Below are 15,795 nucleotides of genomic sequence, written 5' to 3'. Positions count from 1 at the left end.
TTTGCTGAAGGTAAATAATGTTGAAATGCGTTTCTCCGATCGGACTTTGTATTCCGACGTTAACTTAACGTTTACTCCCGGAAACTGTTATGGCTTGATCGGGGCGAATGGGGCGGGAAAATCCACCTTCCTTAAGATTCTTGAGGGTCAGTTGAAACCCAGTACGGGAACGGTAACGTTAGACCCTAACGAACGGATGTCCAGTTTGAACCAGGATCACTTTGCGTTTGAAGACCAAGTAGTTTTGGATACGGTGATTCAGGGACACACGAAGTTATATGACATTATGACGGAAAAAAATGCCATCTACATGAAACCAGATTTTAGTGATGCAGATGGGTTGCGGGCCGCCGAACTGGAAGCCGAGTTTGCCGAACTTGATGGTTGGAACGCGGAAGCTGAAGCCAGTCAAATGCTCCAGAGCCTGGGAATCGACGAAAAGATGCAGCAGGAAAAGATGAGTGAACTTACCGAACCTCAAAAGGTGAAGGTCTTGCTGGGTCAGGCTTTGTTTGGCCATCCTGATCTCCTGCTTTTGGACGAACCAACCAACGGGTTAGACGTTCAGACGATTGACTGGTTGGAAAACTTTCTGGCGGACTACGAACAAACCGTCATTGTGGTTTCCCATGACCGACACTTTTTAAATCAGGTTTGTACGCATATTTGTGACGTGGACTACGGTAAAATTACGCTCTTCGTTGGTAACTATGACTTCTGGATGAAATCTAGTGAGTTAGCCGCTAAGTTAAAGGCGGATGCGAACGCCAAGAAGACCGATCAAATTAAAGAACTGCAGGAGTTTATTGCCCGGTTTAGTGCGAACGCGTCTAAATCCAAGCAGGCCACTTCTAGAAAGAAGCAGCTTGATAAGATTACGTTGGAAGATATCAAACCCTCATCCCGGCAGTACCCGTTCATTAAGTTTACTCCCGAACGGGAACTGGGTAACGACCTTGTCCGCGTCGATGGCGTTTCGAAAACGATTGACGGCGTGAAGATTTTGGACAATATTTCATTCACGCTCCGGCCCGGTGAAAAGACGGCGTTAATTAGTCGAAATGACTTGGCCACGACGGCGTTAATGGAAATTATTGCGGGCCGAATGGAACCCGATACCGGAACGGTGACGTGGGGCCAAACCACCAGCCAAACCTATCTGCCTAAGGATTTAACGGCTGAATTTACGCAGGACCTCCCCCTGATTGAGTGGTTGCGACAGTTTGCTTCAAAGGCGGAAAGCGACAACACCTTCCTCCGGGGCTTTCTCGGAAAGATGCTCTTCTCAGGCGATGACGTGAACAAACAGGTTGGCGTCATGTCCGGGGGCGAAAAGGTTCGGGGAATGCTCTCTAAGATGATGTTAAGTCGGGCGAACGTCCTTCTAATGGACGACCCTACCAACCACTTAGACCTGGAATCGATCACGGCATTAAATGATGCCCTGGTGTCATTTAATAGTTCCATTATCTTTACCTCCCATGACCGAGAGTTTATCCAAACGATTGCCGATCACATTGTTGAAGTAAGCGGGAACGGCATGGTTGAACGGGCGGATACCACTTACGAGGAATTTTTGGGTCATCCGCAGGTTCAAGAACAACTGAAAAAATTATATGCATAAGGACTCAACCAGGTAAAATAACGCCTGATTTTTCCGACTAATAACGGCATACCCCTTCTTCGAGTGAAATTCTCTCAAGGAGAGGGGATGCCGTTATTTGGCAGCAATTGTTTGAAACCGCTAACTATTTTCACCGCTTTCAGATAAAAAATGCCGTGATTCCGGCCTTTCATTGGTAAACTAAGGTATAATAAGCCTAATGAACCTTAGGAGGTGCTTTTTTTGAAAACGACACAGTCAACCTACCGAAATGCTCACGGTGAAACGTGTACCCGCTACGTTTTAACGAACGATAAGGGCACATCGATTATTATTTTGAGTTACGGGGCAACTTTTCAAAGCTTTATCGTTACCGAGGGGGACGAACAACATGATTTGTTAGTTTCCGAACCCAATCCCGATGTCTACACGGATAACGTCTGGAACCTGAGTAAGGCGGTCGGACCCGTTGCAGGACGGATATCGAACGCTGCCTTTACGATTGGTCAAACTCCCTATCAGTTAGAGGCGAATGAGGGCCAAAACCTCCTTCATGGCGGACCCCATGGGTTTGCGTTTGTGAACTGGGACGGAACCGTTGAGGAATCTACGGATCAGGTCTCCGTGACCTTAACCCACCGGTTTACGGAAGAAGATGATGGGTTTCCGGGGCCGTTAGAGGCAACCATTACATATGAACTAACGAATGATAACCGGGTTAACGTTAACCTAACGGGTCACAGTGACATGGACACGCTGTTTAATCCGACGATTCACGTGTACTGGAACGTGACGGATAGTGGCTATACCATTAATAACCAGTGGCTTAAAATTAACGGTGATCAGCGTGTTGTCACTAACGCCGAGAAGATCCCAACGGGTGAAATCGTTTCGGTGGCGGATACAGCGTATGATTTTCGGGAAGGGCCCGATATGAAGACCGCGTTGGATGCCCTCAGCGCTGAAACGGGCGGGATTGAGTTTGATGACGCCTACGAAGTATCCCCAAGCAGCCAGGTGCCAGTCGCCCAAGTAGGTGATAACGATGGCCACCGTCAAGTGTCGATTTATTCGGATCGAAACGGACTTGTTATTTTTACGGCCAACCCGCAATCAACCGCCCGGCAAAATTTACACGATTATGATGCACTGGCGACGGAAGCTCAAACCCTGCCGGATGCGATCAATCACGATGGCTTTGGTAATATTGTGTTACCTAAGAATGAAACGGTGACGCATACAATTAGTTACCAATACGAACGCTTATAATGGCGTAACGAGAGAATAGAGGAGTGACAAGGATTTATGACTTGGCAAGAAACTTATCAACTGTGGCAGGACCAAAAGGATATGATTCCCTACATTAAATCAGAGTTGAACCAAATGGAAAGCGATCCAGATGCTTTAAAGGAAGCTTTCTCTGAACCCATGACGTTTGGGACCGCTGGGATGCGGGGGTTAATGGGGCCTGGAATTGGTCGGATGAACGTATATACGATCCGGCAAGCCACTGAAGGGGTCGCGCGGTTCATGGATACCCTAAGTGCCGATGAGAAAAAACGGGGAGTCGCCATCAGCTTTGATTCCCGCTACCACTCTGAGGAATTTGCGCATGAAGCGGCTATGGTTTTAGGTGCCCATGGTATTCAGTCCTTCGTGTTTGATGATTTACGACCTACCCCTGAATTATCCTTTGCCGTACGGCACTTAAACACGTACGCGGGAATTATGATTACTGCTAGCCATAATCCTAAGCAATACAACGGGTTTAAGATCTATGGTCCGGATGGGGGCCAGATGCCGCCCGTTGAATCCGATAAAATTACGGAATACGTTCAGAGTGCCACTGACCTGTTTGCCATTCAAACGGTGGCCGAACCCCAACTCCGTGAGGACGGGATAATGCATATTATTGGGGAAGATGTTGATCTGCCCTACCTGCAAAACGTTGAATCCGTGACGATTAACCATGAGTTATTAGCCGAAGTGGCCCCAACGATGAAGTTGGTATATACGCCACTCCACGGAACAGGGAAGGTCATCGGAGAGCGGGCGCTTCGTGGGGCCGGGTTTAAGGACTTCACCATGGTTCCCGAACAAGCCATTGCGGACCCTGAATTTCCAACCGTTCCGTTCCCTAACCCTGAATTTCCGGAAGCCTTTGACTTAGCTATTCAGATGGGGAAACAGGAGGGAGCTGATCTCCTGGTGGCGACTGATCCGGATGCTGACCGTCTTGGCGCAGCCGTTCGATTACCAAACGGGGATTATCAACTCATGTCTGGTAATCAAATCGCTTCCGTTCTGTTAAATTACATCTTGACCGCCCGTCAGGAAGCCCATGATCTGCCCGCAAACGGCCGCGTGGTAAAATCAATTGTCTCAACGGATTTAGCAACTAAGATTGCCGCTAGTTTTGGAATTGAAACGGTGGACGTTTTAACCGGGTTTAAGTTTATTGCCGAACAGATTAAAAACTACGAGGAGACGGGGGATCACACCTTCCTCTTTGGATTTGAAGAAAGTTACGGCTACTTGATCAAACCATTTGTCCGCGATAAGGATGCCATTCAATCAACCGTCCTGCTAGCTGAGGTAGCTGCTTACTATGCAAAACGGGGGATGACCCTGTACGATGGGATTCAGGAACTTTACCAAAAGTACGGTTACTACGACGAAAAGACGATCTCACAGGATTTTCCGGGGTTAGACGGTAAGGTTAAAATGAGTGCGCTCATGACCTCGTTTAGGGATCACAAACCCACTGCATTCAACGGGGTAAAGGTCGTATCCACGGAAGACTTTGAAACCCAAGTGAAGACTAATGACGTCACTGGTGAAACCAGTAACATCGAGTTGCCACAGTCAAACGTCCTGAAGTTCTGGTTAGAAGATGGCAGTTGGATCTGTATCCGACCATCCGGAACGGAACCAAAGATCAAATTCTACGTTGGGACCCACGCCGCTGATGCTCAAACGGCTGCTGCTCAACTAGAAGGATACGAACAAGCACTAAAGGATTACGTCGAACAAGAAGAAAACTAAGTCGACTAAGTATAAAAGCTAAGCCACGCCGAGTTCGGTATGGCTTAGCTTTTTTTCAATTACGTGAATCCTCGTTATCAACCCGGTTGAAGTCGCACTCTATTTTACAAGTCAATCTTTCCCACCAACTTTAGGGAACGGCCTATAATGTAATCACTAATTGATAACTTAGCATATAGGGAATGGAGTGTGACATCGGATGGAAAAGGTTTTGATTCTAGGAGCATCAGGAACCATTGGGGGAGTCGTCCGCGAACGCTTATTGGAGGATACGGACGCTCAGTTAACGTTATTTTGTCGGCACGCATCGGGGATTCTTCACCAGGACCCTGACCGGGAAACGGCCTTTGACGGGGATGCCGAAAAGTTAGCTGACTTAGAGGCTGTCATGGCCGGTCAAGACGTTGTTTTCGTTGCTTTGCGGGGGCGGAACCTAGATCTCATGGCCCAAAATATTACGCAGTCCATGACGGATGCGGGCGTTAAACGGTTGGTCTTTATTACTTCAATGGGTATTTATAACGAAGTTCCCGCTCGTTACGGGGAGTCGAAGAATTTAGACCATAATCCTTCACTGCACGTCTACCGGAAGGCTGCCGACATCGTTGAGTCGTCAAACACCGATTATACGGTAATTCGTCCCGCCTGGTATGACTTTGGGGCAACGGTATATGAACTTACCAAGAAGGGGGAACAGCCCGGCGGTAACTGTGTTTCAGTTGATGCCGTGGGCCACTACGTTCTACAGTTAGTGAAGGACCCCGCACAGGATGTTCGGGCTAGCGTTGGGATTAACCGGCCCCAGTAATGGTTAGAAAGTTAACCGAAAATAAACCAAAGAAAACCACTGCTTCGAAATCGAGGCGGTGGTTTTCTTTGGTTCAAAATAAAATGAAAATCAAATTAGGTAAAATTTTTTTAGAAGGGTGGCTCAAGACTTAAAGAACGCTATGTCGGCACTCCAACCGGTTGCAGAAAAAATATTTTTACGAAAATTTTTACTGAATTTTACTTCGGCCCTTGCAATATGGTACGATAACCTTTAGTATATGTATCGTAAAGCGCTTACATTAATATTTTTATTATAAAAGTGGATCCCGAGAGGTCACTTGTGAAGGTATTTTATCGAAGGGAGAATTCATGATGGCAGCAAAAAAGAGTAAAAAGGTCACGATTAACGATCAACAATTTGCGAGTGCGGTTTTGGCGGGGAACCCCCAGAAGCCGGGTGAACAAAACAAGACGTACATTAAGCGTCAACTAACGCTTTACCTTGAAGCACTCTTGCTAGTTGATGATTTTAATGAACTTGAGGAAACTCAGTTTGACGTCGCAAAGGAAGATCAACGGAACCAAATCCTCGAGAAAATCGTTGAACGCCGTTATCACTAAAAAATTTATCTCGCGTTTTACTTTGAATGGCGAGATAATGGAAGTCTATGAATTGATTGAGAGGCTAAGAAGATGAAACAAATTAATCAGTATTTTTCGTACGCATTTGGTGCGTTTGGGCATGATGCCTTTTACGCCACATTGAGCACGTACTTTATGATGTTTGTGACAAGTCAACTATTCGATGGCGACAGCGCCGCCCAGAACGCTAAAATGATTGGGTACGTGACCACGATGATTGTGGTGATTCGGTTAGTTGAAATTATGTTTGATCCGCTGATCGGTGGGTTAGTGGATAACACCGAAACAAAATGGGGAAAGTTTAAGCCCTGGCTTTTCGTAGGGGCGTTAATTTCCGGCCTCATGCTTATGCTGATCTTTACGAATTTCGGGGGCCTTACGGTATCTAACCCGATGCTTTACTTGATTTTATTTGCAATTGCGTTTGTTATTTTAGATATTTTCTATTCATTTAAAGATATTTCGTTTTGGTCAATGCTGCCCGCACTGAGTTTGGACTCTAAGACTCGGACTAAGTTTGGGACCATTGCTCGGTTTGGTTCAACTTTAGGCGCCCAAGGGGTTGCCATTATCATTGTCCCATTAGTTGTGTACTTCTCGCACATCTTCTCTGGTACGACGGGGCAAACGCAGACGCGGACCGGTTGGTTCTGGTTTGCCGTTGTGATTGCCGTAGTCTCCTTCTTAGGGGCTTTGGCCACTTGCTTAGGAACCAAGGAACAAACCAACGCCATCCGGGAACAAACGGAGCACACACGTTTCCGAGACGTCTTCAAGGTAATCGGTGAAAACGACCAGTTAATGTGGTTAGCCTTCTCCTACTTTCTGTTTGCATTAAGCTACGTAGTGACCAACTCACTTCTGATTTACTACTTCCGTTACATTATGGGCAAACCAACTGAATTTAGTCTGGTTGGGGTTGAAACCGCCATTCTTGGTGTGATTTCCGTTGCCATCTTCCCGTTAGTTGAATCTTGGATTAAACGGCGGGCCATTTACATGGGCGGAATTGCTGTGATGCTGCTAGGTTACGTGACCTTCCTCTTTGCAGGAACAAATCTAACCATCGTCTTAATCGGGGTTGCACTTTTCTTTTTCCCATACCCAATGGTGTTCCTGGCGACCTTAATGACCATTACGGATTCCGTGGAATACGGCCAGTTAAAGAACGGGACCCGGAATGAATCCGTGACCTTATCCGTGCGGCCGTTAATTGATAAGTTAGCGGGTGCGTTTGCCAACGGAATCGTTGCCTTCGCTGCCATCGCGGCTGGGATGACGGGTTCGGCTAAGGCGTCCAGTATTTCAGCTAGCGGCATCTTACAGTTCAAGACCTACATGTTTTATGCCCCAATGATCTTGTTAGTCATCGCCGCCATTATCTTCGCTCGCCACGTCAAACTGAGTGAGGCGGAACACGCTAAGATCGTTGCCCAATTAGAGAATAATTTAGATAATCAAGACTAGTTAAAAGTGAGGGATACCACTATGGATTACGCAAGTTTAACGACTGAATTCAAGGAACATTTTGATGTTGAACCCGAACGAGTTTTCTTTTCACCCGGTCGAATTAACTTAATCGGTGAACACACGGATTATAACGGCGGTCACGTTTTCCCGTGTGCGATTAGCTTGGGAACCTACGGCGTCTATTCGGCTCGGACGGATGATAAGGTGCGGATGTATTCCGCCAACATTCCGGATAAGGGAATAGTTGAGTTCTCCATTAATGACCTTGATTACAATAAGGATCACGGTTGGGTTAACTATCCGGCTGGGATGATGTATGAACTGACTAAGCACGGTTATCGGTTTGACCACGGATTTGACCTGTTTGTTCACGGTAATTTACCTGACGGTGCTGGATTATCGTCATCAGCATCCATCGAATTATTAATGGGTGAAATTTTACGGGCGGTCTTTAACTTAGACGTTGACCAATTAACCCTTGTGAAGGCCGGCCAGGAAGTTGAAAATGACTACATCGGGCTGAACTCCGGGATTATGGATCAGTTCGCCGTTGGAATGGGGAAGGCCGACGAGGCGGTACTATTGGATACGAACTCCATGGACTACCACTACGTTCCCGTTGAATTAGGCGACTACGTGATCGTTATTATGAATACGAATAAACGGCGTGAACTCACGGATTCCAAGTACAATGAACGCCGCTCGGAATGTGAGGAAGCTTTAAAACGGCTGCAAGTGGGACTCGACATTAACTCGCTGGGTGATTTAACGGAGGATCTGTTTGATCAATATACCTACCTCATTAATGATGGGACCCTAATTGCCCGGGCCCGCCATGCCGTTTTTGAAAACCAACGGTGTATTAAGGCTGAACCGGCCTTACGCGACCATGATTTAAAGAGTTTTGGCAAACTAATTAATGCTTCCCATGAATCATTGCACTATGACTATGATGTCACAGGGGTCGAACTTGATACCCTAGCTGAAACCGCTTGGGCTCAACCAGGCGTTTTAGGCGCCCGGATGGTCGGTGCTGGGTTTGGGGGTTGCGCAATTGCGATCGTCAAGAAGGATGAAACCGAAAACTTTAAGCAGAACGTTGGTCAAACGTATCGCGACAAGATTGGGTACAACGCAGACTTCTACGTTGCTGAAATTGCTGATGGTCCCCGTGAACTTTCAGCTGACTAATATTTAGACAATGGATTGCCATATTGATGAGGAGGATTTTTGATGACTGTTTTGGTTTTAGGTGGAGCGGGATACATTGGCTCCCACGCTGTTGATCGGCTAATTGAAAAGGGTGAAGACGTTGCCGTAGTTGATAACTTGGTAACGGGTCACGCTAAGGCGATAAATGAGAACGCCCGGTTCTACGAAGGTGATATTCGGGACAAGGCTTTCATGGCCGACGTCTTTGACAGGGAAAATGTTGATGCTGTGATTCACTTTGCGGCCTTTTCGATTGTCCCAGAATCCATGAAGGACCCGTTGAAGTACTTTGACAACAATACGGGTGGGGTGATTGCCCTTCTTGAAGTGATGCGGGATCACAACGTCAATAAGATTGTCTTTTCTAGTACGGCAGCTACCTATGGCGAGCCAAAACAGATTCCCATCAAGGAAACGGATCCTCAAGACCCGACAAACCCTTACGGTCAGAGCAAGTTAGGGATGGAAAAAATTATGAAGTGGTGCGACATTGCGTACGGCATTAAGTTCGTTGCCTTACGCTACTTCAACGTTGCTGGTGCTAAGCCAGACGGCAGTATTGGCGAAGACCACCACCCCGAAACCCACTTAGTTCCGATCATTCTTCAAGTGGCAGCTGGTGAACGGGATCAACTCCAAATCTTTGGGGACGATTACCCGACGAAGGACGGCACCTGTGTTCGGGATTACGTCCACGTTGTTGATCTGGCGGATGCCCACATCTTGGCCATGGAATATCTGAATAACGGTGGCGAAAGTACGGCCTTTAACTTGGGTTCATCCACCGGTTTCTCAAACATGGAAATGCTGCAGGCCGCCCGCGACGTTACTGGTCAGGAAATTCCTGCCGAAATGGCACCCCGGCGGCCTGGTGATCCCAGTACTTTAATTGCGGCGTCCGATAAGGCCCGCGATGTTCTGGGCTGGGACCCCCAGTTTGATGACGTACATGAAATTATTAAAACGGCCTGGAATTGGAAGCAAAAGCATCCGAATGGCTATAACGATCGGTAGAAGGGAGCAATCAGCATGTTAACAAGTGTTGATGCATTTGTGAATGACATCGTTGAATCCGGTGCCAGCTATGACGATATGGACCGAATTTACGTTCAAAACAAAATCTTAGCTTTGGTCGGGGATGAAAACCCCGTTGAAGCTGCCGATCAGTCACGGTTGGCCGTTGTGGATGCGTTAATTGAAACCGCCATTAACAACGGTAAAATCGAAGATACGCAATCGGCTAAGGATATTTTAAACGCCCAGCTGATGGATTTGGTTACACCAATCCCATCGGTCGTTAACGAGCGGTTTTGGAGCCGGTATCAGGTAGCACCTGAGAAGGCCACGGATTGGTTCTACGATCTAAGCCAGAGGAACGACTACATTAAGACCCGGGCGATTGCTAAAAACGTCGTCTTTGATACAGCGACGGACTATGGGGACATCGAAATTACGATTAACCTGTCCAAGCCCGAAAAGGACCCTAAGGACATTGCGGCCGCCCGGAATCAGCCGCAGACCGGCTACCCAATGTGTGCCCTCTGTATGGAAAACGAGGGCTACCTTGGCCGGCCTAACTCCGCCGCCCGCTCGAGCCACCGGATTATTCGGTTTCAAATCGGTGGCGAAACGTGGGGGTTCCAGTATTCGCCGTACGCTTACTTCACGGAGCATGCGATCTTTTTAAACAAGATGCATACCCCCATGGTGATTAATACCCAAACGTTTAGCAACCTGCTGGAGATCGTCACGATGTTTCCGAGCTACTTCGTCGGCAGTAATGCCGACCTGCCGATTGTCGGTGGATCAGTGCTTACCCACGAACACTATCAGGGTGGGCGGCACCAGTTTCCGATGATGAAGGCCAAGATTGCTAAGCAGTTGAACCTGAACCTGCCGGACGTTCAAGCGGGGATTGTTAAGTGGCCAATGTCAACCATTCGGTTACGAAGTCAAAATCGATCCGCCCTCGTTAGTGCCGCCAGTGTTATTCATAACGCTTGGGTGTCCTACTCCGACGAGTCCGTGAATGTTCGGGCATTGACTAATGGAGAACGGCATCACACCACAACGCCCATTGCTTACCGGGACGGGAAGGATTACATTTTGGATATTGTCTTGCGGGATAACCAAACCTCGAAGGAATATCCGGACGGAATTTTTCATCCCCACCAGGATGTTCAGCACATTAAAAAGGAAAACATTGGGTTGATTGAAGTCATGGGGCGGGCAATTTTGCCAGCCCGGTTAAAGACGGAAATGGTCGAAGTTCAAAAGTACGTACTGGGGCAGCCCAACAACATGGCACCCATTCACCAAGAATGGGCCGACCAGTTGAAGGACCGACACCAGTTTACGGTCGAGAACGTTACGGAAATTCTGGATCAAGAAATTGGGGCCGTTTTTGCCCGGGTATTAGAGGATGCCGGCGTCTTTAAGCAGAATGCCGAGGGTCAACAAGCGTTTAGCCGGTTTATTAAGACCATTTAGCCGTTATATTAGGAAGGAAGTGTCAATATGTCAGCAACGTTAAAGGATATTGCCAAACGGGCACACGTCTCGCTAGCAACCGTTTCCCGGGTGCTAAACTATGACTATTCGTTATCCGTTGGTGATGAGACACGTCAGCGAATCTTTACGGCGGCTGAAGAACTGAATTACACCAAGACCAAGCGGCGGTCGGTGAACGCTAACCCAACGGGGAAACTGGCGGTGATTCAATGGTACAGTGAATCCCGGGAACTGGATGACCTTTACTATATGGCGATTCGAATGGGAATTGAAAAGCGGGCGCAACAGTTACATTACGATGTTTCGACAGCGTTTGAGGTGAGTTTAAACGATGTGACCGACGTCGATGGCATCATTGCCATCGGGAAGTTCAGCCGGTCTCAGGAACAAGCCTTCGCCCGGATTACACCCAACGTCATCTTTGTTGATCACGACCACTTTGCCCACGGATACGATTCCATATTAACGGACTTTCACTTTGCCGTTGATTCAGTCGTTGAAACGTTCTGGCAACAGCAGATTCATGACATTGGCCTGATTTACGGGAAGGAAGAAACCACGGATAACGAGTTAAACGTGGTGGATCCCCGTTGGATCGCATTTAAAGAAGCGATGGAAAAGCGGGGTGCCTACCGGAAGGATTGGACCTTTGCGGGGGACTATACTAACCAATCCGGTTATGAGGTCATGAAGAATGTGATTGCTAAATTAGGGGATAAACTTCCCCATGCGTTCTTTGTCGCCAATGATCCGATGGCGGCCGGGGCCTTGAGAGCCCTCGCTGAAGCTAAAATTTCGGTGCCGGATCGGGTGAGTGTCTTTAGCTATAACGATACTTCGATTGCCAGCTACGTCTTTCCGAGGCTGAGCTCCGTTAAAGTATCGACTGAGTTAATGGGTGAAACGGCAGTTAACTTAATGCATAACCGGTTAACGACCCACCGGACTATACCCCAACGAATTGAACTGGGAACGGAATTAGTGCTAAGGGACAGTACGCCAAAGTTAAATTAAAAGTTAGGTTTTAGTAGAGATAACGAAAGGATCCCCATTTGAGCTACGTAGCTCAAATGGGGATCCTTTCGTTATGTTAGGCTGATCAATTGATATCCTCCTGGGATGAAACAGCCGGAAAATTACCAGATGTGAACTCGCTTGTCGGGAGCTAAATACATCGGATCACCGGTTACAACGCCGAAAGTTGAGTAAAAATCATCCAGATTTTTCACTTGAACGTCGGCCCGCAGCTTAGCTGGTGCGTGAACGTCGATGTTTAAGAGTAGCTGTTCGATTTGCTTGGTGGCCTTGGTGCGCCAAATGGTGGCCCAGTTAATAAAGAAGGCGGCTAAGTCTACGTCTGGTTCACCTTTCGCGGCCTCTAGGGCACAGCTTAAGCCACCGGCATCAGCGATGTTTTCGGACACGGTGAGCTTTCCATTGACGTGGCCACCGGCAAACGGCAACCCATCAAATTCAGCGATCATCTTTTGGGCGAGGGCGTCAAAGTGGTCGAGATCTTCCGCGGTCCACCAGTTGTGTAGGTTCCCGTATTCATCAAACTTGGCCCCGTTATTATCAAAGGCGTGGGAAATTTCGTGGGCGATGACGGCGCCAATACCCCCGTAATTTTGGCTTGAAGATTGATCAAGACTGTAAAACGGGGCCTGAAGTATGGCGGCGGGGAAGACAATAATGTTGTGGAGGGGTTCGTAGTAAGCATTCACGGTGTCCGCACTCATTTCCCAGCGGGTCCGATCGGTGGGCTTATTCCACTTGCTAAAGTGGTATTCGGTCCATTGCCGGCTGAACTGATCGAGATTACTTAAGACGGTTCCGCCCTCCGATGCTGGGGTAACGTGAAGCTGACTGTACATTGGGTCTAATTTATCAGGGTAGCCAACCTGAATTTCCAGTTTTGAGAGCTTAGTAACCGCCTTTTCGCGGGTTTCCTTACTTAACCAGGTATTGGTTTTAAGTCGGTTTTGGTAAACGGCAATCATGGCTTTAACCATATTTTGAACGTCTACCTTAGCCTTTTCACCAAAGTATTTTTGGCCGTAATATAACCCGGTTACCTGAGAAAAGGCGGCCTTTGCTTGATAGTAGGCGGCCTTTTCGACGGAGCGAAGTTCCTTTTGACCGCTCAACGTTCGGCTATAGGTCCCCGCCGTTTGCCGGAATTCGTCGTTCATCAAATTGCTGTAGTTAAAGAGAACCTTAACCAGCATCCAAGCCTTGATCTGATCAAAACTAATGGTGGTTAAAAGTTGGTTAACACTCTGGTAGAAGACGGGTTCGGTAACGATGATGGTGTCGGGATCCCCGTCAACGAGGGTGTGGACCGCAGATTTAAGGTCTAGGGCGGGCACAAACTGGAGAAAGTCCGCAAACTGCTCGGGGTTATAGTTTTTGGCGTAGTCAGCTGATTCTTCGGCCGACTTAACGTTGGGTGCAATCGCGCGGTCGTATTCCTTGGCCAGAGCCGTGATTTTTTCGGCGTCTGCTTTGGTGTACCCCACTTGTTCAAGTAATCCTACAGCAGCGGTGGTAAAGGCGGACATTAAGGTTTCGGCCGCTCGGTTGCCTTCGTCGTAGTAAGTCTTATCAGGCATGAACAGGCTCGGAGCATTTGCGTACAAGGCGTACGTTTCAGTGTGCTTCATGTCTGCTTCAACGCTCAGACTCACAGGGAGCGGGAGGTCGCTTAGAATCCAGTCGCTCAGTTGGGCATTGAGATCAGCCAGACTATTTAACGCTGTAATCCGATCTAAAATTGGCTGCAATGGCTTGGTACCGTCAGCCTCCCGCTGGTTAAAATCACTGGTTAATTGATAAAATTTTGTGAATTCAGCCATTTCAGAACTATCTGGCTGGGCTTTGCCGTCCCTTAACTCATCAAAGTCATGCATGAGTGTTTTTTCAATCTCGTCCATTAGTTCAACAAAGCCGCCAGTCTGTGAGTGGTCAGCTGGAATCTCAGCCTGGCTTAACCAGGCGTCATTAACGGCATCGTAGAGGTCGTCTTTAATTTTTGCAGTCTCGACTGGATATTGTTTCATCAAAAAAGCCTCCCAAAGGATATAAGATAATTTCATTATACCGTCATTCACATTAAAACGCCCTTAACTCGACGGGTGAGTCATTATTTTCTCATTTTTTGAGAAGTCGTGCTAAGGTAGATTCGAGGACGATTAGTTTTGATCATTTTGATAATAGGGGGAATCAATTATGGATCAGAGTCAATCACAGAATCAAAGTCAGCAAAAGTCGCCCAATGTCAATGCTTGGTGGTTTAAGACTGCCATATTGTCTATTGCGTTATTAGTACAAGCGGCTCCTGCCGTGGCAGGAACATTACCGTTAATGAGAAAGACGTTCTCATCGCAGCCGCTGTCTGCCGTTGAAACGTTGTCGACGGTTCCCAACCTCGGGATCATGTTGTTTGTGATTTTAAGTAGTGGGGTTGCCAAGGTGATTGGTAACAAAAAGACCGTTATGTTAGGGTTAATCATCGCGCTAATCGGTGGGATGACACCAATCTTCACCGATAACTACACCTTAGTCCTCGTATCACGGTTTGCGTTAGGTGCAGGGATCGGGCTGTTTAATCCGTTAGTTTACACGTTTATTTCGTACTACTACTCAGGGGAAGAATTATCGAAGATGTACGGGTACGAAAATGCGGTAGCGAACTTCGGGTCGGCAGCGCTAACCTTCCTAGCGGGGTTCCTGTTAGCTTACGGTTGGCACATGGCTTACTGGATTTATTTGGTAGCGCTATTTTGTATTTTAGCCTTTGGACTGGTCGTTCCGAACACCAAGAAAAAGAGTACGACGAGTTCATCCACTAAAATTTCAACCAACAAAAGCGTCATTGGTTACGCCATCTACATTTTAATGATTTATGCAGCCTTTTACATTGTGATTGTCAAGCTGGCATCGGTCTTAATGCAGAAGAATTACGGGAATGGATCAACTGCTAGTTTGCTCATTAGCATTATGACCATCTTCGGGGTGATTGCGAGTGCCATGTACGGTAAAATTTATAAGGCGCTTGGCCGGTTTATCCTACCCGTCTGCTTACTGGTAATGGGAATTGCCATGGGCGTGATTGCCTGGTCAAGTAATATCTGGATTACGGGAATTGCGCTCTGTGTGATGGGGGGCTGCTTGATTCTTAATCCTTACCTGTTCCAGCAGGCCAACACCAAGGGCCCCGCTGGTGCCAACACCGTTTCAAGTTCGTTCCTCATTATGGGGATGAACTTAGGCTGCTTCCTATCTCCAATCGCCATTGACTTTGTGTCCGGGCTATTTGGAAATACCCAACCCGACTTTACGTTGGGAGTTGCAGCGGTAATTTTGCTAATTTTATCCGTTGTGAACGGCTTCTTGGACATGGGGCACCACTCAGATAAATCGCAATCTAATTAATCAAACATTTAACTGGTGACAACAAAAAGGCGGCATGGTTAGCTTCGATTACACTCTAATCGAAGCTAACTATGCCGCCCGTTTTGTCGGGTTGAACCGTTGGATGG

At 47.5% G+C, this 15,795-nt stretch carries 12 protein-coding genes; 11 read left to right on the top strand and 1 reads right to left on the bottom strand.

Annotated elements, in window-relative coordinates; translation table 11 throughout:
• The first annotated feature begins 1 nt into the window (after position 1).
• From DCM90_RS04055 to DCM90_RS04010, 10 genes are all read left to right on the top strand, one after another.
• Positions 2-1,624, top strand: coding sequence for an ABC-F family ATP-binding cassette domain-containing protein (locus DCM90_RS04055; RefSeq protein WP_109250063.1), 1,623 nt, complete (start codon positions 2-4; stop codon positions 1,622-1,624).
• Positions 1,625-1,846: 222 nt separating this feature from the next.
• Entirely contained in the window at positions 1,847-2,872 is a 1,026-nt protein-coding gene (locus DCM90_RS04050) for an aldose epimerase family protein (RefSeq protein WP_109250062.1), read from the top strand.
• Positions 2,873-2,908: 36 nt separating this feature from the next.
• Positions 2,909-4,648: a phospho-sugar mutase gene (locus tag DCM90_RS04045; RefSeq protein ID WP_109250061.1), complete on the top strand. Its 1,740-nt coding sequence runs from the start codon at positions 2,909-2,911 to the stop codon at positions 4,646-4,648.
• Between the two features lie 199 nt (positions 4,649-4,847).
• Positions 4,848-5,456 (top strand): NAD(P)H-binding protein, encoded by a 609-nt coding sequence (locus DCM90_RS04040; RefSeq protein ID WP_109250060.1) that lies wholly within the window; start codon positions 4,848-4,850, stop codon positions 5,454-5,456.
• Positions 5,457-5,791: 335 nt separating this feature from the next.
• A complete protein-coding gene (locus tag DCM90_RS04035; RefSeq protein ID WP_109250059.1) occupies positions 5,792-6,040 on the top strand; it encodes a hypothetical protein in 249 nt (82 codons plus the stop codon).
• A 72-nt stretch (positions 6,041-6,112) separates the two neighbouring features.
• Positions 6,113-7,528 carry a glycoside-pentoside-hexuronide (GPH):cation symporter gene (locus DCM90_RS04030; RefSeq protein ID WP_109250058.1) on the top strand — a complete coding sequence of 472 codons (1,416 nt, stop codon included), beginning with the start codon at positions 6,113-6,115 and terminating at the stop codon, positions 7,526-7,528.
• 21 nt (positions 7,529-7,549) lie between these two features.
• On the top strand, positions 7,550-8,722 hold the full coding sequence (locus DCM90_RS04025) for a galactokinase (RefSeq protein ID WP_109250057.1): 1,173 nt from the start codon (positions 7,550-7,552) through the stop codon (positions 8,720-8,722).
• Positions 8,723-8,764: 42 nt separating this feature from the next.
• The gene (gene galE, locus DCM90_RS04020; RefSeq protein ID WP_109250056.1) at positions 8,765-9,757 is read left to right on the top strand and encodes a UDP-glucose 4-epimerase GalE; all 993 of its coding nucleotides are present in this window, start codon (positions 8,765-8,767) and stop codon (positions 9,755-9,757) included.
• A gap of 15 nt (positions 9,758-9,772) precedes the next feature.
• Complete coding sequence (locus DCM90_RS04015) at positions 9,773-11,233, top strand: UDP-glucose--hexose-1-phosphate uridylyltransferase (protein ID WP_109250055.1); 1,461 nt, start codon at positions 9,773-9,775, stop codon at positions 11,231-11,233.
• Positions 11,234-11,260: 27 nt separating this feature from the next.
• Positions 11,261-12,268, top strand: coding sequence for a LacI family DNA-binding transcriptional regulator (locus tag DCM90_RS04010; protein WP_109250054.1), 1,008 nt, complete (start codon positions 11,261-11,263; stop codon positions 12,266-12,268).
• Between the two features lie 122 nt (positions 12,269-12,390).
• Here the strand turns inward: DCM90_RS04010 and DCM90_RS04005 are convergent, their stop codons facing one another.
• A complete protein-coding gene (locus DCM90_RS04005; RefSeq protein WP_225365963.1) occupies positions 12,391-14,313 on the bottom strand; it encodes a M13 family metallopeptidase in 1,923 nt (640 codons plus the stop codon).
• 169 nt (positions 14,314-14,482) lie between these two features.
• Between DCM90_RS04005 and DCM90_RS04000 the strand changes: the two genes are divergently transcribed.
• Positions 14,483-15,688: an MFS transporter gene (locus tag DCM90_RS04000; protein WP_109250052.1), complete on the top strand. Its 1,206-nt coding sequence runs from the start codon at positions 14,483-14,485 to the stop codon at positions 15,686-15,688.
• The last annotated feature ends 107 nt before the right edge of the window (positions 15,689-15,795 follow it).

It is taken from the genome of Levilactobacillus bambusae (assembly GCF_003124125.1).
In the GTDB taxonomy this organism is placed as follows: Bacteria; Bacillota; Bacilli; order Lactobacillales; family Lactobacillaceae; genus Levilactobacillus; species Levilactobacillus bambusae.
Note: the sequence above shows the minus strand (reverse complement) of the source record. Positions and strands in the feature narration are given on the sequence as shown.